Source organism: Bacillus sp. LNXM65, from assembly GCF_002998575.1.
Taxonomy (GTDB): domain Bacteria; phylum Bacillota; class Bacilli; order Bacillales; family Bacillaceae; genus Bacillus.
Genome location: NZ_PVRB01000005.1, coordinates 235,267 through 257,911, shown reverse-complemented (window position 1 = coordinate 257,911; position 22,645 = coordinate 235,267). Strand labels below are relative to the sequence as shown.

The window sequence follows — 22,645 nt, the reverse complement described above, 5'->3', positions numbered from 1 at the left end:
TTCAGGGGAATGGTTCGCCCATGTTTGAAAAAGTCCGCTATGGTGAGGATTCGAGTTATTTTTTAGCACAATTAGGAATTTCCAGTAAAATATTGTCTGATGAGAGGAAATACCCCGTAAAATATGTAGTTTATGAAGCATTCTATAGGATTTACGAGTAATACGGCGTATAAACTCTAATCACCAGACCTCTATATGGAATTCATACATATTGTGCGGAAATAAGCGAATTCTAAAGATTGTTCGCATCATAACGCTTATGTTACGGTTATAAAGATGCTAATTTGGAGGGAAAATATGAATTCTGAAGAGAGAACTATCAAAATCAAGATAAATAATGTATCTAAAATTTTCGGTAAAAATGCTAAAAAAGCATCTCAAATGCTTGGAAAAGGGAAAACAAAAAGAGAGATCCTAAAAGAGACCGGCGCAACAGTTGGTGTCAATCGAGCAAATTTTGATGTGTATGACGGCGAGATATTTGTCATCATGGGGCTATCAGGGAGCGGAAAGTCCACACTTGTGCGGCTGCTAAATAGGTTAATCGAACCAACCTCCGGAGAAATATTTATTGATGGGGATATGATAACAAATATGTCAAAGGATCAATTGCGTGAAGTCAGACGGAAAAAGATCAGCATGGTCTTCCAAAACTTCGCATTGTTCCCCCACCGTACGATTCTTGAGAACACAGAGTACGGTCTTGAATTACAAGGTGTAGACAAAGAAGAACGCCGCTCAAAAGCGCTTGAATCCTTAAAGCTTGTTGGACTTGAAGGCTTTGAAGAACAGTACCCAAACCAATTAAGTGGCGGGATGCAGCAGCGTGTTGGATTGGCACGTGCATTAGCAAATGACCCTGACATTTTATTAATGGATGAAGCTTTCAGCGCACTCGATCCATTAATTCGTAAAGATATGCAGGATGAATTGCTTGAGCTTCATACATCTGTAGGAAAAACGATCATTTTCATTACCCATGATTTAGATGAGGCGCTTCGGATTGGCGACCGCATTGTGCTCATGAAGGACGGAAATATCGTTCAAATCGGAACACCAGAAGAAATCCTGATGAACCCATCGAATGAATATGTTGAACGTTTCGTTGAAGATGTCGACCTTTCTAAAGTATTAACCGCTGGTCATATTATGAAACGTGCAGAAACAATTCAGATCGACAAAGGGGCACGTGTTGCGCTCACGCTCATGAAAAACCTTGGGATTTCGTCTATCTATGCAGTAGATAAGAAAAAGCATTTATTAGGTGTTATTTCTGCACAAGCAGCGAAAAAGGCGGCAGAAATGGGAGCGTCGCTTGAAACAGTTCTCGATAAAGAATTCACGACAGTATTGGAATCTACGTATTTGACAGAAATCTTTGACGCAGTATCTGATGCAGCAAACATTCCGATTGCCGTTGTCGATGAGAAAAACAGAATGAAGGGTATTGTGGTCAGAGGTGCATTAATTGGTGCGTTATCAGGTAATGATGAGTATATCAACATGTCTTCTAACAAACTTGAGGAAATTAAAACACAAGAGCCTTCTGCACAGGAGGTAGAATAAGATGTTTAGTATGAGTGATTTACCTAGAATTCAGTTCGCGGATTACATTGATCGATTTGTTGACTGGTTAACATTAACGTTTGGTGGTTTCTTTGATGGCATCACAAATGGATTAGCAGGCACAGTAAATGGAATTGTGGCAGCACTTGGTGTGATTCCATCTATTATTTTAACCCTTATTTTTGCCGGCATTGCCTGGTGGATCAGTACAAGAGGAGTTGCTCTTTTCACACTTATTGGATTTTTGCTGATCGACTATTTAGGCTACTGGCATCCAATGCTACAAACACTTGCGCTCGTTTTGACAGCTGTGGTCATTTCCATCGTGATCGGGGTTCCGATCGGTATTTGGGCATCACAGAAGGAAACTGTGCGTAAGATTGTAACACCTATTTTAGATTTAATGCAGACAATGCCTGCATTCGTTTATCTTTTACCAGCAATCTTCTTCTTTAACATTGGCGTTGTGCCTGGGGTTGTGGCATCAGTTATTTTCTCCATGCCACCAACGATTCGTATGACGATTCTCGGTATTAAACAAGTACCAGCTGATTTAATTGAAGCAACAGAAGCATTTGGTTCAACGACATTCCAGCGTTTATTCAAAGTTCAGCTTCCACTTGCAACAAAAACCATCCTAGCTGGTATTAACCAAAGTATCATGCTTGCTCTATCAATGGTCGTCATTGCGGCAATGGTAGGTGCTCCAGGACTTGGTTCGGAAGTATATAGTGCGGTAACGCAGCTGAAAACAGGAATTGGTTTTGAAGCAGGTATTGCCATTGTGATTGTGGCGATTACACTCGACCGTATTACACAAAACATTAAAACGAAAAAAACCAGGGGGAATGCTTAATGTGGAAAAAGTCTCTCTACATTGGGATGACCGCCCTGCTTGTCTTTTTACTAGCCGCTTGTGGCGTGAAGTCAGATTCAAATGCGAGTGCAGCACAGCAGGTGAATAAAACCATTATCGGCATTGATCCGGGTTCAGGGATTATGGCGCTAACGGATCAAGCGAAAAAGGATTACGGCTTAGAGGATTGGACGGTTGTGTCTGCATCAAGTGCAGCTATGACCGCAACGCTCAAGAAATCTTACGACCGTAAAAAGCCAATTATTATCACTGGCTGGAATCCACACTGGATGTTTACTCGCTATGATTTAAAATATTTAGAGGATCCAAAGAAATCTTACGGTGAAGCGGAAGAGATTCATACGATTTCACGTAAAGGTTTTGCAAAAGATCAGCCGGAAGCAGCCAAAATGCTTAGTCAATTTAAATGGTCTCAAGATGACATGGGCGAAGTCATGATGGATATCCAAGATGGTATCAATCCAAAGGATGCCGCCGTTAAATATGTGAAAAAACATAAAGACCAAGTAGCGAAATGGACAAAAGGCGTGAAAAAGTCGAATGGTGACAAAGTCAATCTTGCCTACGTTGCGTGGGATAGTGAGATTGCAAGTACCAATGTCGCTGCAGAAGTACTGCGTGAGCTCGGATTTGAAGTGACCTTGACTCAGGTGGAAGCAGGTCCGATGTGGACAGCAATTGCAACTGGAAGTGCAGATGCCTCATTATCTGCTTGGCTGCCAAATACGCATAAAACGTATGCAGCGAAGTTTAAAGGGAAATATGATGATCTAGGCACAAGTATGAAAGGTCTTCGCATGGGGCTAGTTGTTCCGACATATATGAAGAACGTCAACTCGATTGAGGATTTGAAAAAATAGCCTATAGTGATGAGGTTCCCTTATAATAGAAGGGAGCATATGAAAAAGCAGTCTGCTCAAAAAGCGGCTGCTTTTTTCTTATATAAGGATGGTGGACGAGTTGTCGATGATGGATAAGCCAATCATGATTTTCCTGCATGGCGGAGGAGTCAGCAGCTGGATGTGGCAGGAGCAGATGGAAACATTCAAGGAAGCGTATGAATGCTATACGCCTGATCTGATTGGTCACGGGACAAGAGCAAATGAACAGTCATTTTCCATGCGAGAAAGCGCTCTTGAAGTCATCTCGTGGTTCAAGCAGCATGCGCACGGCCGTAAAGTGATACTCATTGGATTCTCTCTAGGTGCACAGGTTGCCGTTGAAGTGTTATCGAATGAGCCTGATATCGTAGACATAGCCGTCATCAACAGCGCTCTTGTGATGCCGCTGCCATGGCTTTACTTGATGGTGAGACCCCTTTTACCTCTTACGTATCCATTATTAAAGAAAGATTGGTTTATCCAGCTCCAAGCTGAAAAGATGGGGCTTCCAAACGATGTACTGAATGACTATGCGGCGGATTCGAAGAGTTTGCAGAAGAAAACCCTTCTGACGATGTTTCAAGAAAATCTCCATTACAAGCTCCCAGACACGTTTCAACAAGCGAAGGCACGGATTCTTGTCACAGTGGGAGAAAAGGAAAAAGGTATCATGAAACGGTCAGCAAAGAAAATAACGACATCACATCCGAAGGCAACAGGTGTCGTCGTTCCTGATATTGGACATACATTTACGTTTGAAAAGAAAGAACTGTTTATTGATATGATTCAATCCTTTATAGAAGAGCGTGCGTTACCAGTGGAATTAAAGGAAATCAAGTAGCCGAAAGTGAAGACAGGCATAAAAGAGGCAGTTAGATCTTAGAACCTATATGATATAGGCATAAAACGCTTACAGATGAGCTGCAGTCTGACTGAAAGCTCATGAGCCGTAGAAGGAGGAGCTATGAGTAAAAACTATATCATATTCGGTGCGAGTCAAGGCTTAGGGGATGCTTTTGTAAAAGGTCTTCCTTCAAGTGGAGATACAGTTTGGATTGTGTCGCGAAGTGAACCGAGCAGTTTGAACATAGATGACGGTGTACATAGAATTTGGCTGAAAATTGATTTATCAAGCCAAACCCACATCCCTTTTATGCTCGAAGCATTGGAGAATAAAACCATTGATGTTCTCATCTATAACATTGGTTTATGGGAAAAACGAGGCTTTGAAGATGATTATTCATTCGATCACGATCAGCCAGAGGATATCGCTCATTTAATCAATGTGAATGTCACCTCTACGATTACTTACATCCAAGCACTGCTTCCGCACGTAAGGAAATCGGAGAATGGAAAAATCATCGTGATTGGCTCAACGGCGGGACTAGATCATACAAACCTGCCGCAGGTTTCTTTTGTCGCTTCTAAATTTGGCCTGCGCGGAATTGTGAATGCACTGAGAGAACATGTGAGAAAAGATAAAATATCCGTCACCTGTATCAATCCAGGAGAGCTGGCGGCAGAGGTTCCATATGAAGATGGAGCCGAAAAAGCCATCACTCTATATGGTGAAACGAGAATCCCTGTACAGGATATTGTAGAGCTTGCGAGATGTGTGATTCATTTATCAAGGGTATCCTGTGTAAAAGAAATCAACGTCCCAGCCATGACAGATTTGAATGCATAATATAAAGCATACCACCCGTTTAAAGAAAAAACGGGTGATTTTTTGATTTTATGATGAATGCTGCTGAAGGGTTTGATAGACAGCTTCCGTCAAGATCTCAATGCCGGTAAAGATAGCAGAGCGGTCGAATGTCATATATGGATGATGTAGACCGGGCTCTAGATCACAGCCTAAACCAAGCATCGTGGATTTGATATGCGGAACCTTTGCTGCATAAAAGTGAAAATCCTCTCCGCCTGTCGTGACGATCGGGGGATCGAGCTGCTCTTTGCCTAAAATCTGTTCAATGGCATGAGACATGATCTGGACAGCTTCCTCATTTAAGGTTGCGGCAGGCAGACGGTGATCGGTTGAAAGTGTAATGGAAGCGCCAAAGGCATCCGCTACAGCATGTACGGCTCTTTCAATTTCTTTTTCTAGTTCATCCATCACATCATTTGTTTGTGCCCTGACATCTAATGTAAAAGAAGCTTTGCCAGGGATGATGTTTGAACTGCCCCCGCCAGCATGTAGGTTGGTCATTTTTACAGAATGTGCAACTCTTGGGTCGACATGGATATGCGCGAGTCTCTGCACGAGGGTAGAAGCCACTTCAATGACGTTGACCCCAAGATGCGGGCGTGCACCGTGGGCTTCCTCTCCAATAATTGTGCCGATGTAATGATTACTCGATCCATGCAAAATTGCAGGTGCACAGCGTCCGTTTAATGTTTCTTGAATTGGGCGCACATGCACTCCGTATAAGTAATCAACGTCTGCTAACATACCTTTTTCAATCATTTTCAGCGCGCCGCCGCCTTTTTCCTCAGCAGGCTGAAAAATGAAGCGGATGGTGCCGTTCGGGAGCTCCTTTTCCTTTAATGCCATGAAGGTGCCGAGAGCCATTGTCATGTGTGCATCGTGACCACATGAATGATTGGGTTGAAACTCACCATCTACTTCCTGCCAAAGTGCATCAATATCGGCTCTCACAGCGACCACTGGTGCGCCTTCTCCAATTTCACCAATCACTCCTGTACAGTCGTCAAATGTTCGAGTCTTGCAGCCCATTTTTTTTAATATGCCTTCAAGATAAGCCGTCGTATTCGTTTCTTCCCAGCTTATTTCTGGGTGGGCGTGCAGGTGTTCAAAGATGTCTGTCACGGTCTGTTGCATTTCGTTTGTCAAAGTTGTCATGAGTAGCCTCCTTGCTGACAGAAAATCTGCCAAAACATTCTTTTAGTGAAATAATATTGATCTTAAATATCATCAGTGTTTATAATATAACACATCATTTGATTATTCTGAAAATTAAGTGAAATTCCGATCGGGACAAAGGGGTTTTGACACATGAAAACAGCGGCAGTATCAGCACCAGAGAAACAAAAACGAAAACTTCAAATGCCGGATGCGTATGTTCTCTTATTTATCATTGCGCTCATTTGTACCATTGCAACGTATTTTGTACCAGCGGGTGAGTTTGACCGAAAGACATCAGGGGAAATCACAACAGCTGTTCCTGGTAGCTATCACCGCATTGATCAATCACCCGTAAGTCCCGTTGGCTTTTTTACAGCCATTCAGGAAGGGATGGTAGGGTCCTCTTCTATTATTTTTCTCATTCTATTTACTGGCGGAACCATTGCCATTTTGGAGAAAACAGGTGCCATTAACGGAATGATTCACCATGTCATCAGCAGGTTTCAAACGAAGCAATTATTGTTTATTTGTATTGTTGGAGGATTATTTTCGGTGCTTGGAACGACCGGCATTGTCGTGAATTCTGTTATAGGATTTATTCCAATCGGGATTATTGTGGCAAGGTCCTTGAAATGGGACGCTGTGGCAGGAGCAGCGGTCATTTACATCGGCTGTTATGCTGGATTTAACGCAACCATTTTGTCTCCATCTCCACTAGGTTTATCTCAAACGATTGCAGAGCTGCCGATCTTTTCTGGCATTGGCCTGCGTGTCATTATTTATCTTTGCTTTCTTATATCTAGTATTGTGTACATCTATTTATATACAAGACGCCTGAAGAATAAAGAAAAGGGAAGCCTTCTTGGTGATCAATGGTTTCCTGCGAAGGGGCTTGGCGGATCTGATGCAGAATCTGTGGACAAGCCTGCATTTACCGGCAGACATAAGCTGATTTTAGCGGTGTGCGGATTGTCTCTTGGGGGCTTCTTATATGGCGCGCTTCAGCTTGGCTGGACCGATAAGGAAATGGCAGGTGTGTTCATTTTTATGGCCATTGCTGCTGGATTGCTTGGCGGATTAGCAGCCAATGATATTGCGAAAACATTTATTGTCGGCTGTCAAAGCCTTGTGTACGGCGCACTCATTGTCGGAATGGCACGCTGCATTTCTGTCATTTTAGAAAACGGTAAGCTGCTTGATACAGTGGTCAATGGCTTGGCGAGTATGCTGACAGGATTTAGTCCAATTGCTGGTGCGATTGGGATGTATATTGCGAGTGCACTTCTTCACTTTTTGATTTCATCAGGATCAGGAGAAGCGGTTGTCTTTATTCCAATTCTTGCGCCACTGGCTGATTTAATGGGCATCACAAGACAGGTAGCTGTTGAAGCGGTTATGCTTGGCGAAGGGGTGGTCAACTGTATCAATCCGACGTCAGGTGTGTTGATGGCTGTGCTTGCTGCAAGTGGTATTCCTTATGTGAAGTGGCTGCGTTTTATGGTGCCGCTTGCGCTCATTTGGTTTGTCATTGGTCTTGTCTTTATTTGTATCGGCGTTATGATCAACTGGGGACCTTATTAAACATGTATAAAGCTGCTGACAATTGTTTGGCAGCTTTTTTCTTGTGGAAATATGCATGGAGACAGCGCATTGAAAGCACAATAAGTGTGTTCACAAATTCGCTACATATTTTTTTTGAGCAACCCCCTTGCAAAAGTTTGTGAAGTGTTGCACAATAAGAATGTGAAATACTTCACATACGAAAAACAACCTAGTTTTACTCAGGAGGATGAGATAAATGACAAACGAAAAAGTAAACAAAGTAGCACTTATTGGAGCAGGTTTTGTAGGCAGCAGTTATGCCTTTACATTAATAAATCAAGCGATCACAGATGAATTGGTTGTCATCGATTTAAATCAAGATAAAGCAATGGGTGACGTCATGGATTTGAACCACGGGAAAGCATTTGCTCCGCATCCTGTGAATACATGGTATGGAGATTATGAGGATTGTAAGGATGCAGACATTGTATGTATCTGTGCTGGTGCGAACCAAAAGCCAGGTGAAACGAGACTTGACCTTGTTGAGAAAAATTTAAATATATTTAAAGGCATTGTAGACAATGTGATGAAAAGTGGATTCGATGGTATTTTCTTAGTCGCCACGAACCCTGTTGATATTTTGACATATGCCACTTGGAAATTCAGTGGCCTGCCAAAAGAGCGAGTGATTGGCAGTGGAACCACACTTGATACTGCAAGATTTAGATACATGCTCAGTGAGTACTTTGAAGCAGCGGCACACAATGTGCATGCGTACATCATTGGAGAGCATGGGGATACAGAGCTTGCTGTGTGGAGTCATGCGAATATCGGAAGTGTACCCATTACAGAATTAATGAAGAGAAATGATCAATACAAACAAGAAGATTTAGATGAGATGATGGAAAATGTCCGCCATGCCGCTTACCAAATCATTGAGAAAAAAGGCGCCACTTACTACGGCGTAGCGATGAGTTTGGCCCGCATTACAAGAGCGATCCTGCACAATGAAAACAGTATTTTGACCGTCAGCACTTACTTAGATGGAGAGTATGGAGCAGAAGATGTCTACATTGGTGTACCTGCCCTTGTGAATCGAAATGGCGCAACAGAAGTGATGGAGCTTGCACTTAATGATACAGAAAAAGAACAATTCGCACACAGTGTGAATGTGTTAAAAGAGATTTTGGCTCCTCATTTTTAATCAAAAGCAACCTATCTGAGCAGAAAAGGATGAATCACTATGTGGCAGCAAATATATAATCCGTTTGGTAATGAGTTCGTGAGTGCATTGGTAGCAATGCTCCCAATTTTGTTTTTCCTGCTTGCATTAACTGTATTTAAGTTAAAAGGTGTTTTAGCCGCTTGTTTTACCTTAATCGTCAGCTTTGTAACAGCTGTTTTCTTCTTTCATATGCCAATTGAAAAGGCATTATCTGCTGTGCTGCTCGGTATATCTAATGGGCTGTGGCCGATTGGATATATCGTCATCATGGCGGTATGGCTCTATAAAATTGCTGTGAAATCTGGTAAATTCGATGTCATTCGTTCTAGTATTGCAGGAATCTCTCAAGATCAACGTCTTCAGCTCTTATTAATTGGTTTTAGTTTTAACGCATTTTTAGAGGGAGCCGCTGGGTTTGGTGTACCGATTGCGATCAGTGCCGCTCTCTTAACAGAGCTTGGGTTTAAACCGCTGAAAGCTGCGATGCTCTGCTTAATTGCCAATGCTGCGTCTGGCGCATTTGGTGCTGTGGGTATCCCAGTCATTACAGGGGCGCAAATGGGCAATATGACGCCGCTTGCGTTATCTCAAACCCTTGTGTATACGATTCCGTTTATTTCATTCTGTATTCCGTTCCTGCTCATTCTCATTGTGGACGGATTCAAAGGGATTAAAGAAACGCTCCCTGCCTTGCTTGTTGTAAGTGGAAGTTATGCCATTTTACAAGCTGTCACAATGGTGACAATGGGTCCTGAGCTTGCCAATATTATTTCAGCCTTAGCAAGCATGGGCATTTTGGCTTTATTTCTTCGAAAATGGCAGCCGAAACACATTTATCGTGAAGAAGGAGCACCAGCCATTGAACAGAAACAAACGTATCGCGGCATTGAAGTGCTGAAAGCATGGTCTCCGTTCTATATTTTAACCGCCGTTATTACGGTATGGAGTCTGCCAGCATTTAAAGCATTGTTTGCTGCAGGAGGCCCGCTCAACTGGACGACGATTTTAGTGAAGATGCCGTTTTTGCATCAGCAAATTGTGAAATTACCACCAATTGCACAAACAGAAACACCCATTGATGCAATCTTTAAAATTGATGTCATCAGTGCAACGGGTACTGCCATTCTGATTGCGGTGATGCTGACAGGGTTGTTTAGCAGACATATTACATTAACAGAAGGCGCTGCCTGCTTAAAAGCATCAGTGAAAGAGCTTTGGGTACCTGTTCTTACCATTTGTTTTGTCATGGGCTTTGCCAACTTGGCGAACTTCGCTGGACTAAGTTCAGCCATTGGGCTTGCACTTGCCAAAACAGGCGATTTGTTCCCGCTTGTCAGCCCGGTGCTTGGCTGGATCGGGGTGTTTATTACAGGATCTGTCGTGAGTAACAACGCCTTATTCGGCAACCTTCAAGCGGTCACTGCTTCTCAAATCGGCTCACAGGCAGGTTTGTTAATCGGGGCAAATACAACTGGCGGGGTCATGGCAAAATTAATTTCTCCACAATCCATCGCCATAGCTACAGCAGCTGTTGGAGAAACAGGTAAAGAATCTGAGCTCTTCCAAAAGACCGTGAAGTACAGCTTTATCCTGCTCGGCATTGTGTGTATATGGACATTCATTCTTGCTCAATTTGTATAGGTTTAAAAAAAGACTGAGACAGCTCTCAGTCACAGCGTGTAGATAAACCCTCGCATTCTTTGTCAGGTCTGTGCTCCGGTGCTCGTCCTTCCTAGACTGCAAAGGTTTTCTATCACGCTGAAAGAAGGAAGACAAAGGGCTAAAACAAAGATCATTTTAGCCCTTTGTCAACAAAAAAGACTGAGACAGCTCTCAGTCTTTTTTGTTTATGTCGATTCCCTTGTCACAAGCCGGGTAGGCAGATGGATATGTTCACGCTGTAATGGTTTTTGGTCTTGCAGGATCTCGATTATTTGCTGCACAGACCGCTGGCCAAGCTCTACGATCGGGATGTCAATTGTGGTGATTGTTGGAGCTGTCACCTCGCAAATGTCTTGATTGTCATAGCCGATCACCGCTAGATCCTTAGGGATTTGATAACCGTATGAAATGGCCTGTTTAATGAGCCCTGCTGCGACTTGATCATTACCCGTGAAAATGGCATCAGGTGCATTCTTCATGTCATGGATGACATCCATTAAGCGAAAACCGTCTTCAATGGTGAAGGCCTCCCCAAAAAGCCAATCGTCATGCAGCGGCAAGCCGTGTGCAGAAAGCGCATCAAGATAGCCCTGTTTCCTTTGTTTTTGTGCTTCACTGCTTTCAGTATCAAAGCAAAACCCAATCGATCTTCGCCCTGACTGAATCAAGTAGTCAACCGCTTTATAGGCGGCTTCCCGCTCATCGTATCCAATAATCGGGATGTCTGCTGTTTGATGATATTCGTTCGCCATGACAATAGGGCCGTTCGTTAAAAATGGCTCGATCTTTTCCCACGGATTTTCTAATGCCCCTAATATGACCCCATCTACTTCTCTTTTTTTTAATAATTGAAGCCCTTCAAGCTCTAACGATTCCTGATAAAACGTCTGAAGCACGATGGCTTTATAACCTTGATCCAGTACTTCCTTTGATATGCCTTTAATCAATTGTGCAAAAAAAGGATGGTCCACAGCCGGGACAGACACAGCAATGGTTTTTGTCTGATGTGAACGAAGAGTGCGAGCCGCTGAACTTGGTGTATATTCCATTTCTTTCATCACCTGTAAAATAAGCTGACGCTTTTCCTCTGACACATATGGATGATGATTCAGCACTCTGGAAACGGTGGTGGTTGAAACCCCGCAGCGTTTGGCAATTTCATAAATTGTACACATATTAACAAATCCTTTACACAAAGTTATTGTTCTGAAATCGATAACATCATTTACAATGTGAAACAAGTTAAATATTAACAAATGGAATTGATTAATTGGAGGGAATGGAATGCAAATATTGACGAAGATATCAGGTAAAAGCAAGGATTATCTTCCTTTGCTGGATATGATCAATCAAGGTGTTCAAGTAAAGTCTGATTCAGTTGAGAAGCACCTAGCAAATGAAAAGCTGGTGACGTTCCTTGAGCAAGATATAGGGCGCACAGGCTTGGAAAAAATTCTCTTCCATTATAAACAAAATAAGGAAAAAAAGATACCATTTCTGCCAGTTGATAAACTGATTTCAGAGGATGAGATCGATGATATCATGCAGGTGTTGAAAGAAGTATTGAGTTCTGGCCGTTTTACTTCAGGGCCATATATTCCGGCGTTTGAAAAGCAGCTCGCTGAGTACTTAGGGAAGAAATATGTCATTGCCACGTCAAGTGGAACAGATGCCCTAATGATCAGCCTCATATCAGCAGGCGTCCATCCGGGAGACGAGGTCATTTTGCCAGCGAATAGCTTTGCTGCAACAGAAAATGCAGTGCTTGCGATTGGGGCTGTTCCGGTCTATGCCGATATTGATCCAGATACTTACTGCTTGGCACCGAGTGAAATTGAGAAGCATATCACAGATCAAACGGCATGCATTCTTCCGGTTCATTTATATGGAAAGCAAGCGGATATGAAGGCCATTTCGGCGATTGCGAAACAGCATGGGTTGAAAATCATTGAAGATGGCTGTCAGGCGATCGGCAGCAGCAGCCTTGGTGCATATGGAGATGGACTTGTTCTCAGCTTTAATCCATACAAAAACCTTGGCGTCTGCGGTAAGGCAGGGGCTATCGCCACAAATGATGAAGCCTTAGCGGAAAAATGCATGGAGATCAGCTATCACGGCTTTGAAGTAGGAAAGAAAAATGTCAAACGCAGTGACTATGGATTTAATTCTAAAATTGATAATTTGCAGGCAGCGATCGGACTCGAACGCATGAAGTATTTAGGGTTACAAAACTTTAAACGCTTTTACTTAGCAAAGCGATACATTGACCAGCTGCAAACGCTTGAGGAAGAAGGATACTTGAAGCTTCCGAAGCTGACGGATGATCATGTCTGGCATCTGTTCCCGATCAGAGTGCTAAAGGGCGAACGAGATGAGCTTGCAGCGAAATTGCTGGAAATGGGCATAGAAACAGATGTTTATTACCCGATTCTATCGCATCAGCATCAAACAAATCTTGTTTCTCAAAAGTATAAACGTACGACACTTCCACACACGGAAAAAGCAGCACAGCAATTACTTCACTTGCCGCTGTATCCAGGCATGCCGCTGCAAGATCAGGAGAAGGTCATCGAGGGGGTTCATCATGTTATCAAGTCTTCCATTCAATAAAAAGCTGCTGAATCAGCCGGAAAATCCGAAGTGGATCGTCTTCTGTGACTTTGATGAAACCTATTATTCTCACGGAATGACCGATGAGCAGAGAGAGGATGTAAAGCGGCTGGAAGCCTTTGTGGCAGAAAAGAGCGAAGCAGGACAGCTCATGCTTGGCTGGGTCACGGGAAGCAGCCTCGATTCTGTCACAAGTAAAATGGAAAAAGGAGGTTTTCATCAATTCCCGCATTTCATTGCGTCGAACTTAGGAACTGAAATTGTGTATACATCGGAAGCCCGTTTTGGACAGCCAGATGCGGAATGGATGAAGCGGCTGGATGCGCAGGGCTTTTCAGATGAAAAAATTGAAGACATCCTGGAAACCGTACGTGAAAAGGGAATTCATCTCAGACCGCAAACGCAGCTGGGCAGCTCAGGGTATAAGAAGAATTTCTATTATCAGGAGCAGGATGAACGGACAGATCTTCATCATCTATCATTCATCCAAACACTTGCCAAAGAGCGCGGGGTGGCGGTCAACATTAACAAATGCAATCCGCTCGCAGGAGACCCTGCGGATTGCTATGATGTCGATTTTTTACCAGTCGGAACAGGGAAGGATGAAATTGTCCGCTTTATGCTGAACCAATATGATCTATCAAAAGATCAAGGCTTTGCCTTTGGAGATAGTGGGAACGATTTGCGGATGCTTCAATCCGTCACGCATGGTTTCCTCGTCCAAAATGCGACGGCCGAAGCCAAGCGGCACCATCATCAGATTTGTCATCATGGGTATGCAAAAGGAATCTATGAAACACTGAAAACAGTGATGTATAAACATGAGGAGGCACATTCATGAAGAAAATTGGAATTGTTGGAGCAGGGAATATTGCAAAAGCTCATGCAAGAGCATTATCAACAATCAAAGGTGCAGAGTTATCCGGTGTCTATGATTTGCACGAGTCAGTTGCACAGGGATTCATTAAACAGTACGGTGGACGTGTGTATTCAAGTATTGAAACACTAGCAGATGCATCTGATGGGTTGATCATTGCCTCCCCTAATTTTTGTCACAAAGACCATGCCCTTCAGGCACTAAGAGCAGGACAGCCCATTTTATGTGAAAAGCCGATGGCTGTGTCGCTGAAGGAAGCGAAGGAAATGGTGGAGACAGCCAAACAGTTCCAGGTTCAAGCCAGTATGGGCTTTAACTATCGTTACTTATCCTTTGTGAATATTTTGAAGAACTTGATTGCCAATGGTGAATTAGGCCGCATTTTGACCGTCAGGACTCATTTTAAGAAAAACAGTGCCCTCAGAAGAAAGACATTTTCATGGAGAGACGGCGGTGAGAGTCTGCGCACGAGCGGTGCATTAGGGGATCTTGGTATTCATTTAATTGATATGCTGTGGTACTTATTTGGCAGTGACATGAAGAAAGAATCACTTAATACCAAGATGCTGACACATGTAAAGGAAAAAGAAGAGAAAAAGGTGCAGGTGGATGATCATACCGAAATTTTCGGACAGATGGAGAATCAAGTGTTCTTTCACTTGGTCACATCCAAAAGCACGCAGCCTGAGGAATGCGGATTTAGTGTAGAAGTCGTTGGTCATGACAAGGTATTCAAATACCATACGAACATGAAAAACGAATATGAGATCAGTGATGGATTGTGTGTGGAGCGTCATCAAATGCCGCAAACCCTGCTGACAGATCCGCCAAATGAATTTTACGGATGGTCTGATACGTTCCGTGATCAGCTGATGCACTGGGTGAATACTGATCCATATCCATGTCATATGAAAGTGGCTGATTTTGTAGATGGGTATCGCGCACAGGCTGCGCTCAATACATGCTTCGAGAGGGAAGAGGCTGTCAAGTCTGCCCGGGCATATTAAAGAGGTGGAGCGGAGGATGTCATGACTCCGCTCCTTTTTAGAGGAAGTGAAAAGATGAAAAAAGTATTTTATTTTGGCTGTGTCTTTTATTTTTTTATTGGGACCATTCATGTGTTTTTTGGCAGCTTAACTCCTTATTTACTGTCAAGTTACGATAAGGGTCCCGGGGAATTATCTTCTTTAATCTTTTTTCAGTTTATTGGTTTTTTGACAGGTGTTCTGTTATCCCCCATTCTTGTGAGGAAAAAAGGCTATGGCGCTGTTCTGACTATGGGTCTTTTGCTGATGATCGGGTCACTTCTCCTTGGGCTTTTGGTGCCGGGCTGGACAACACTTGTACTGGCAGGTTTTTTTCTTGGGAGCGGTGCAGGCAGTCTTGAGACCACAGCCGGAGCGTATGTGATTTCGATGGCAAACAGTGCGAAGCGAATCAGCATCATGGAGGTCTTTTTTGGGTTAGGAGCGCTGTTATTTCCACTTGTGATTCTGCTCACTGTCACTGAACAGACGTGGCACTATGTGTTTTTATTTCAAGTCGGTGCACTGACTTTCTTTCTTATGCTCTGGCTTGCCTTTATGAACAAATTGCCTCGTGGACAGATGGATTCTTCTTCCAATTCCAATGGGATGAGAAAACCGTCCTTACTTGTTGATCGAAACAATCGAATGATTGTGGTGCTCATGATCTGTTTTGCTTTTTTCTACGCAGGGATTGAAACGAACTTTGCGAACTTTTTGCCGTCGATCATGCTGGAAAAAGGGGGAGACAACTGGAGTCTTTTTGCGGTTTCTACCTTTTGGACAGCGATCGTCATTGGCAGAACTGTCATTGCGAGAAAAGCTGATCAGCTGCATCCGCTGCGTTTTTTAAAGCTAAGCGCAGCACTCATGATTCTGCTGCTCGTTGTATTTGCCCTGACAACCCACATCGCCGCGCAGCTGCTTCTCATCTTTTTCATCGGCCTGTGCGCAGCTGGCATGTTCCCAATCGCACTGACTGCATCTGCATTAATGATTGAAAATGCCATCGACGAGGCAACGAGTTACTTTATTGCAGCCGCAAGTTTAGGCGGAGCCTGCTTGTCCTTCTTGATTGGCTTTAGTCTTGAATGGGCAGGAGCAGCAAGTGCCGTCTTTGTTTTCGCCTTCTTAGCTGTTCTTCTGTTTGCAGCTGCGATTCAAATGAATCGTGCTAAGAAAAAGGATACGGTTCTGTCGCAGCAATCGGCGCTGAAAGCCGATCGGTAAGCAATATCCAATGTCTCCTTGAGTCCACCTGAAAAGATGACAAAGGACTTGTACTAAAACACAGAACGTTTGAATAATATGTACAAGTCAGCATCAAAAGGAGGACGTCTATGTGGCGGTGTTTTTTGGTTATATCTTTTTAGGGTTGTCACTTTCAGCGCCTGTTGGGCCAGTCAATGCAGCCCAAATCGACAGAGGGATTAAAAGTGGATTTTGGCACGCGTGGATTTTTGGTGTGGGGGCGATGGCCGCGGATATTGTCTATATGCTCCTCATCTATTTTGGTGTCGCCCAGCTTTTGACTGCACCTCTAGTGAAAACCTTTTTGTGGCTGTTCGGCTTTTTCGTTCTGACCTATACGGGCATTGAAAGTCTGCGTAAAATCAATTTGCAGGAGAGCCCGAAAAAGGATGGTGGAAACACTTCGGTTGGTCAGTCGTTCATGACGGGGTTTTTCATTTCTCTTTCCAATCCGCTTAGTATTTTATTTTGGCTTGGCATCTACGGCAGTATTTTGGCTAATACGATTGAAAAGTATGGGGCATCTCAAATGCTGATGTACAGCATGGCTATTTTTATCGGCATGCTGATCTGGGATTTCAGTATGGCGCTGCTTGCTAGTTCGTTTAGGCGCTATTTAAGTGAACGTGTCTTACATGGCTTATCCGTTCTTGCAGGTTTATCTTTACTTGGTTTCGGCGCCTATTTTGGGTATCAAGGGATCATGGCGTTGATTGGGTAGAAAAACAGACTGATACATTCAGTCTGTTTTTTTGTAAGGATTGACAGACATAACACATTCTTGAATAATGGTGGGATATTGCCATCCGTATTTTTCTTCCAGTATTCAACTATGTGTGCATGCTGATCTTATCAGTTATCACAGCAACATTGTCTATCTATTTAGCTTTTGCTCAGCCCTCATTTATTGGGTGCTTAATTCTGTCTTTTTGATGAAGAACAGATCATAGGAATGATACAAAAGCGCTCTATTAAAAGAAGCAGCTTGACGGCTGCATACACTTGTCTGTTCATGCATCATGGAGTGAAAGACACCATACATGCTCAATTTGAACGAGAACGTCCACCTCTTGAATGCGCAAGGAAAGTCGTTGAAGGACAGTCACCACAGCCTTTTTTTCTCATAGGCTATGGAGAAGACGCTAAAACGAGGTGGAAGAAATGGCAAAGTTGTATGCAAAAAGTTGCCTTGATCAAAATCTACGATCACTAGAAGAATGGAAGCAGGATGCTTTTACTCAATTTGGAGAGATGGTAGGAGATGAGGCAGATACATTCCCTTGTGTACCGGGAAGACAGGGGTTTTTTCTCGATCATTTACGCTATGGGTTTGTTGGTGATCCGAGGGAAGAGGAAGCGGTTGATGAATTAGCCCAGCTGCTGAGAGAATATCAAAGCTGTGCGAAAGAAACGGGTCAATATGCTTCATTTATTTGTTTTTTTGAAACACCGCAGGATTTAAAAGAAAGTTCGCTTGAAGAGTTTGAGCAGCAGTTTTGGTCACTGCTTCAACGACTGCACCAGAAAGATGAAGTGCCATGGCCTGAGGATATTCCACTAGATACTCATCATCATGAGTGGGAGTATTGCTTTCACGGGGAAGCGTATTTTATTTTGTGTTCCACACCGGCTCATAAGCTCAGAAAAAGCCGCCACTTCCCTTATCTCTTGATGGCATTTCAGCCTAGATGGGTGTTTGAGAAATTGAATGGATCGACCAAGTTTGGTCAAAAAATGAGCCAGCTCGTTCGCAAGCGGCTCAAAGCGTATGATGAGGTCAGCGTTCACCCATCATTAAAATGGTACGGTGATCCGACCAATCATGAATGGAAGCAATACTTTCTCCCAGATGAAGAGGCGGAGAAACCAGCCTCCGCCAAATGTCCTTTTACTGCATTAAAAAACATGATGAAATTATGATGCGGTCTGATCCTGCTGCTTCCACTTTTTTCTCATAAATAGCACCATGATGGCAATCACTGCAATGATCCCAAGGCTGATAAAAAAGCCAGGTCGTCCGCTTGCCTCTGTTAAAGTGCCTGAAATGGCGGCTCCAATCAAGAGAAGCGCAAGAATCATTTCGCACGTTTGGCGAGTGGATGGCTTTGATAGCTTTTTACTTGAGAACAGAATGAATACCCATGTGTACAGAAGGGTAAGGCCGGCTGCTGTTGTGAGATGCTCGTAGATGTGTTTGGACAAAAAGAGTGCAAGCAAAATCGAGACAATTAATCCAGCAGCAGTTAAAATAATCGAAGGCCATCCGACATGAGATGGGTCTTTTTGTTTAAAACAAGCAGGTGCATCTTGATGCTCCGACATCGTGCCAAGCAGCGTCGTGACTGCATAGAGTGAGGCAACCAATGTCGAAAAGCCGGCAATAATGAAAATGCCATTAAAGATATGAAGAAAGATTGATAAATGAAATGGATCTAATGATGTAATAAATGGACTGCTGTTCTCGTTAAAGGCTGTTACTGGGACAAGCAAGAGAGCAAGTCCGATCGAGACGATATAGATGACCGCTAGAATGATCAGCATGACGCGTCCAGCCTTTGCCGCATCTTTCGGATCTTTTAAATGAACCGCCATCAGCCCCATGACTTCAATTCCCCCAAATGCATAAAACGCGTAAATCAATCCATTCCAAAGACCAAGTGCACCGAGCGGCATCCATTCGTGATCTTTGTTTGGCAGATGCAGGGTCGGTTTATGATCTGTCAGAATGCCGAATAACACAAGCACCGCAAGGATCATAAACAGAAAAATCGCCGCTGTCTTCAGTACCGCAAGGACATTTTCTGTCTTTTGAAAAGAAGAAAGCCCTATGATAATCACGAGCAGGGCAAGAGCGGAGTAAATCGCAGAAAACACCCAGAGCGGAACAGATGGAAACCAGTGGCGGGTAAAAAGAGAAATCGCTGTTAACTGACTTCCCGTAATCAACATTTCTGCAAACCAATACACCCAGCCATTGCTAAACCCTGCCCAGCGTCCATATGCTTTACGAGCATAGGAACAAAATGACCCTTTATCAGGGTTATCGGCTGTCATCGCAGCCAAATGCTTAAAGACGAGATAGGTTCCGACCGCAGCAAGCAAAAAAGAAATGCAGACGGAAAAACCGGACTTTGTAATGGCAATGCTGGAACCAAGGAAGAAACCAGTGCCAATTGTACAGCCGACTCCGATGAGAGAAAGCTGCCACCAAGATAAAGTTTGTTCTTCTTTCAATGCATGTGCAACACCTTTCGATTTCAATGACATTAGCTTGTGACCGCCTTCTTTTTTTATACATGATCAAGGGGACATTTTGGGCATACTGACATGGAAAGGAGTGCATGTGATGAACGGAGAATATGTCATTTTACCAAAGGATGGACACGGCTTTCGCTTAGGAAAAGGCCAATGTATGCGGGTCGTTGATATTGAAGGTCAGCAAGTAGCAGATGTCATGGCCTATCATGAAAAGGATTTTTATGAAAAATTTGACCAAGGCGCGACAATGGACAGCCTATTTTCGTCAAAAGTGAAAAAAGGGGATAAGCTCTATTCTAATTTATATAAACCGATGTTTACGGTCATTGAAGACACAGTCGAATGCCATGATTTATACATGCCCGCCTGCCGGCAAGAAATGTATCAGCTTTTATACGGACGGACGCATTTAGAGGTCATGCATACATGCTACGATAATTTGCGGACTGCCTTTGAGCCATTTGGGATTCCTAAGGAGGATATGTACTATCCTTTTAATGCCTTTATGAATACAGTCATTGATGAAAAAGGAAAACTGTCTGTGGAGCTCCCAAAATCTCTTCCCGGTGATTACATTCGTCTGCGAGCCGAAATGGATCTCATTGTGGCCGTATCCGCATGTCCTTCTGATATTGGGAAGTGTAATGGCGCAGCCTGTACATCTATACGGGTAGAAATTGATTGAAAAAGAAAAGGGCCAGTCCTTATAGACATGGTCTTTTTCTTTTGTGAATGTTTGATCATTAATGAAATAGGGGAACGTCTAACAAAATGTTCTTCTTGAAAACATGGTATAATGAAGACTCATAAAACGTTGTCAAACCAATGAATTCAGAGTAAAACCTGTTCTCTTCATGTAGAGGATGCTTAGGAGGAAAAGTGTATGAGTTTGCAGAAAAAGATCAGCCAAGAGTTGCATGTGCAGCCCTCAATTGACCCAAAGCAGGAGATCGAAAAGCGGGTTGGATTTCTAAAGGAATACTTGAAAAAAACTGGCGCAAAAGGATTCGTCCTCGGCATTAGCGGCGGACAGGATTCAACGCTCGCTGGCCGTCTTGCACAGCTGGCTGCATCTGAGCTGCGTCAAGAAGGAAAAGAAGAGGCAGTCTTTATTGCGGTGCGCCTCCCGCACGGTGTGCAGCAGGATGAAGATGATGCACAGCTCGCTTTATCATTTATTCAGCCGGACAAGTCGTGGAAATATGATATTGCGCCTGCCGTGACGGCATTCAGTGAACAATATCAAAAGGACACAGGCGGCCCGTTGTCTGACTTTAATAAAGGAAATGTCAAAGCACGCATGAGAATGATCGCGCAGTATGCTGTCGGAGGAGAAGAAGGATTACTTGTCATCGGTACAGATCATGCAGCTGAAGCAGTAACCGGCTTCTTCACGAAGTATGGTGATGGCGGTGCAGATGTTCTTCCGCTCACAGGTCTGACGAAACGCCAAGGCCGGATGCTGCTAGAAGCGCTGCAAGCACCTGAGCGCCTATACTTAAAGAAACCGACAGCGGATCTGCTTGATGACAAACCTCAGCAAACGGATGAAACAGAACTTGGCATTACGTACAATGAAATTGATGATTACTTAGAAGGTAAGCCAGTGTCAGATCAAGCAGCAGAAGCGATTGAAAAGCGCTATGTTCAATCAGAGCATAAACGCCAAGTACCAGCTTCCATGTTTGATGACTGGTGGAAATAAGGAATGCCTGAGACCTCTCCTGTGATGGAGAGGTTTTTTATAGTAAAAATACTGTTTGGAAAATATAAAATTATTTATAATGGTCTCTTATTGAATATGTATTTAGGATGATAATCAGCAACTTTAACCAGCAGATATTGCTTAATCATTTAAGAAATAAAACAAACCTATATTATTTACTAGAAAAATGAAATTGATTGTATTGTTATTTGAATAATAAAAATTTTCTAAAAATTTAAGTTGACAATCTCCGTTATGTCATTTTATGATTGTTTACGTAAACGCTTACCGTAAACGTTTACTATAATCGAATGGGGAGGAATTTGTTGATGAAAAATAAAGAAAAATGGAGCGGTGTATTCCCGGCTGTCTTAATTCCTTTTAAAGATGACTATTCAATTGATGAACCTGCTTTTCGTAAGCTTGTCCGTTGGGTGGCGGAGCACAAAGGGATTAACGGTATCGTTGTCAATGGACATACTGGCGAGATTATGACTTTACTGCCACATGAACGAGCTGAGGCTGTGCGCATTGCAGCCGACGAATTAAAAGGGGAAGTACCTGTCATTTCTGGGGTTTCTGCTGAAGGGACAATTGAAGCGATCCAACATGCAAAAGCCGTTGAAGAAGCTGGCGGAGAAGGTATACTTCTCATGCCGCCACATTCATGGCTAAGATTCGGTATGCAGCCTGAGTCACCTGTCCAATTCTTTAAAGAAGTTGCAGAAGCGATTGACATTTCAATCATCGTACATCAATATCCAACTTGGACAAAAACCTCATATACAACCAATCAATTACTAGAAATGTCAGAAATTGAGAATGTTGTCTCGTTTAAAATTGGTCAAAGAGACATGGCACAATACGAGGTCGATGTGCGGGCATTGAAAAAACATGCACCAGATGTATCGTTACTCACATGTCACGATGAATATTTATTGCCAACATTAATTCAAGGGATTGATGGAGCACTTGTAGGTTTCGGCTGTTTTGTGCCAGATTTGATCGCTGAACTTGTGAAATGTGTGGAAGAAAAAGATCTTGTAGCGGCCAATAAAGTTTACGATAGAATCTTCGAATTAAAGCATGCTGTGTATAAAATGGATGAACCTTCATCTACCTCTCATCTGCGAATGAAGGAAGCGATGTACCAGCGAGGTCTAATCAGTAGTTCGCTTGCTAGGAAGCCGGTCTTACCTTTAACTCATAAGGAGAAAGAAGAGATTCGCCAGGGCCTTCAAAGTGTTGGTTTGCTTAAGGAAAACGTCAGTAGATAACAGACCATTAATTTCATGATGAA

At 43.2% G+C, this 22,645-nt stretch carries 20 protein-coding genes; 17 read left to right on the top strand and 3 right to left on the bottom strand.

Translation table 11 applies throughout. The annotated features are described in order from the left end of the window. Positions 1-297: 297 nt before the first annotated feature. The 5 genes from opuAA to C6Y03_RS11845 all read left to right on the top strand — a co-directional run bounded on the left by opuAA (position 298) and on the right by C6Y03_RS11845 (position 5,011). The gene (opuAA, locus tag C6Y03_RS11865; RefSeq protein ID WP_034664221.1) at positions 298-1,566 is read left to right on the top strand and encodes a glycine/proline betaine ABC transporter ATP-binding protein OpuAA; all 1,269 of its coding nucleotides are present in this window, start codon (positions 298-300) and stop codon (positions 1,564-1,566) included. A gap of 10 nt (positions 1,567-1,576) precedes the next feature. Further along, positions 1,577-2,422, top strand: coding sequence for a glycine/proline betaine ABC transporter permease subunit OpuAB (gene opuAB, locus C6Y03_RS11860; RefSeq protein ID WP_034664471.1), 846 nt, complete (start codon positions 1,577-1,579; stop codon positions 2,420-2,422). Further along, positions 2,422-3,303, top strand: a complete 882-nt coding sequence (locus C6Y03_RS11855) for a glycine betaine ABC transporter substrate-binding protein (RefSeq protein ID WP_034664219.1) — start codon at positions 2,422-2,424, stop codon at positions 3,301-3,303. The genes opuAB and C6Y03_RS11855 overlap by 1 nt, the downstream gene beginning before the upstream one ends. A 106-nt stretch (positions 3,304-3,409) precedes the next feature. Continuing rightward, on the top strand, positions 3,410-4,165 hold the full coding sequence (locus C6Y03_RS11850) for an alpha/beta fold hydrolase (protein WP_223256585.1): 756 nt from the start codon (positions 3,410-3,412) through the stop codon (positions 4,163-4,165). Positions 4,166-4,288: 123 nt separating this feature from the next. Next, the gene (locus C6Y03_RS11845) at positions 4,289-5,011 is read left to right on the top strand and encodes an SDR family oxidoreductase (protein WP_106039352.1); all 723 of its coding nucleotides are present in this window, start codon (positions 4,289-4,291) and stop codon (positions 5,009-5,011) included. A 48-nt stretch (positions 5,012-5,059) separates the two neighbouring features. On the opposite strand, the gene C6Y03_RS11840 is transcribed toward C6Y03_RS11845, so the two are convergent. Further along, positions 5,060-6,187 carry a M20 peptidase aminoacylase family protein gene (locus C6Y03_RS11840; RefSeq protein ID WP_106039351.1) on the bottom strand — a complete coding sequence of 376 codons (1,128 nt, stop codon included), beginning with the start codon at positions 6,185-6,187 and terminating at the stop codon, positions 5,060-5,062. Positions 6,188-6,340: 153 nt separating this feature from the next. Between C6Y03_RS11840 and C6Y03_RS11835 the strand changes: the two genes are divergently transcribed. The 3 genes from C6Y03_RS11835 to C6Y03_RS11825 all read left to right on the top strand — a co-directional run bounded on the left by C6Y03_RS11835 (position 6,341) and on the right by C6Y03_RS11825 (position 10,598). After that, the gene (locus tag C6Y03_RS11835) at positions 6,341-7,771 is read left to right on the top strand and encodes a YfcC family protein (protein ID WP_060595483.1); all 1,431 of its coding nucleotides are present in this window, start codon (positions 6,341-6,343) and stop codon (positions 7,769-7,771) included. A 217-nt stretch (positions 7,772-7,988) separates the two neighbouring features. Further along, positions 7,989-8,936, top strand: coding sequence for an L-lactate dehydrogenase (locus C6Y03_RS11830; RefSeq protein ID WP_060595484.1), 948 nt, complete (start codon positions 7,989-7,991; stop codon positions 8,934-8,936). A gap of 39 nt (positions 8,937-8,975) precedes the next feature. Beyond that, entirely contained in the window at positions 8,976-10,598 is a 1,623-nt protein-coding gene (locus C6Y03_RS11825; RefSeq protein ID WP_066031359.1) for an L-lactate permease, read from the top strand. A 206-nt stretch (positions 10,599-10,804) separates the two neighbouring features. On the opposite strand, the gene C6Y03_RS11820 is transcribed toward C6Y03_RS11825, so the two are convergent. Beyond that, a complete protein-coding gene (locus C6Y03_RS11820; protein ID WP_060595486.1) occupies positions 10,805-11,794 on the bottom strand; it encodes a LacI family DNA-binding transcriptional regulator in 990 nt (329 codons plus the stop codon). A gap of 109 nt (positions 11,795-11,903) precedes the next feature. Between C6Y03_RS11820 and C6Y03_RS11815 the strand changes: the two genes are divergently transcribed. From C6Y03_RS11815 to C6Y03_RS11785, 6 genes are all read left to right on the top strand, one after another. After that, positions 11,904-13,229 (top strand): DegT/DnrJ/EryC1/StrS family aminotransferase, encoded by a 1,326-nt coding sequence (locus C6Y03_RS11815; RefSeq protein ID WP_106031560.1) that lies wholly within the window; start codon positions 11,904-11,906, stop codon positions 13,227-13,229. After that, a complete protein-coding gene (locus C6Y03_RS11810; RefSeq protein WP_106031561.1) occupies positions 13,204-14,070 on the top strand; it encodes an HAD-IIB family hydrolase in 867 nt (288 codons plus the stop codon). Before C6Y03_RS11815 ends, C6Y03_RS11810 begins: the two co-directional genes overlap by 26 nt. Continuing rightward, positions 14,067-15,113: a Gfo/Idh/MocA family protein gene (locus C6Y03_RS11805; protein WP_060595489.1), complete on the top strand. Its 1,047-nt coding sequence runs from the start codon at positions 14,067-14,069 to the stop codon at positions 15,111-15,113. Before C6Y03_RS11810 ends, C6Y03_RS11805 begins: the two co-directional genes overlap by 4 nt. Before the next feature lie 54 nt (positions 15,114-15,167). Continuing rightward, positions 15,168-16,361, top strand: a complete 1,194-nt coding sequence (locus C6Y03_RS11800; RefSeq protein WP_106039350.1) for an MFS transporter — start codon at positions 15,168-15,170, stop codon at positions 16,359-16,361. Between the two features lie 112 nt (positions 16,362-16,473). After that, complete coding sequence (locus C6Y03_RS11795; RefSeq protein WP_034664197.1) at positions 16,474-17,103, top strand: LysE family translocator; 630 nt, start codon at positions 16,474-16,476, stop codon at positions 17,101-17,103. A 440-nt stretch (positions 17,104-17,543) separates the two neighbouring features. Next, the gene (locus C6Y03_RS11785; RefSeq protein WP_106039349.1) at positions 17,544-18,302 is read left to right on the top strand and encodes a YqcI/YcgG family protein; all 759 of its coding nucleotides are present in this window, start codon (positions 17,544-17,546) and stop codon (positions 18,300-18,302) included. Here the strand turns inward: C6Y03_RS11785 and C6Y03_RS11780 are convergent. Continuing rightward, positions 18,297-19,649 carry an amino acid permease gene (locus C6Y03_RS11780; RefSeq protein WP_106031564.1) on the bottom strand — a complete coding sequence of 451 codons (1,353 nt, stop codon included), beginning with the start codon at positions 19,647-19,649 and terminating at the stop codon, positions 18,297-18,299. The genes C6Y03_RS11785 and C6Y03_RS11780 overlap by 6 nt on opposite strands. A gap of 79 nt (positions 19,650-19,728) precedes the next feature. Between C6Y03_RS11780 and C6Y03_RS11775 the strand changes: the two genes are divergently transcribed. The 3 genes from C6Y03_RS11775 to C6Y03_RS11765 all read left to right on the top strand — a co-directional run bounded on the left by C6Y03_RS11775 (position 19,729) and on the right by C6Y03_RS11765 (position 22,622). Beyond that, positions 19,729-20,325 (top strand): DUF1989 domain-containing protein, encoded by a 597-nt coding sequence (locus tag C6Y03_RS11775; protein WP_106031565.1) that lies wholly within the window; start codon positions 19,729-19,731, stop codon positions 20,323-20,325. 198 nt (positions 20,326-20,523) lie between these two features. Beyond that, on the top strand, positions 20,524-21,345 hold the full coding sequence (nadE, locus tag C6Y03_RS11770) for an ammonia-dependent NAD(+) synthetase (RefSeq protein WP_034664190.1): 822 nt from the start codon (positions 20,524-20,526) through the stop codon (positions 21,343-21,345). A 329-nt stretch (positions 21,346-21,674) separates the two neighbouring features. Continuing rightward, a complete protein-coding gene (locus C6Y03_RS11765; RefSeq protein ID WP_060595495.1) occupies positions 21,675-22,622 on the top strand; it encodes a dihydrodipicolinate synthase family protein in 948 nt (315 codons plus the stop codon). Positions 22,623-22,645: the final 23 nt, after the last annotated feature.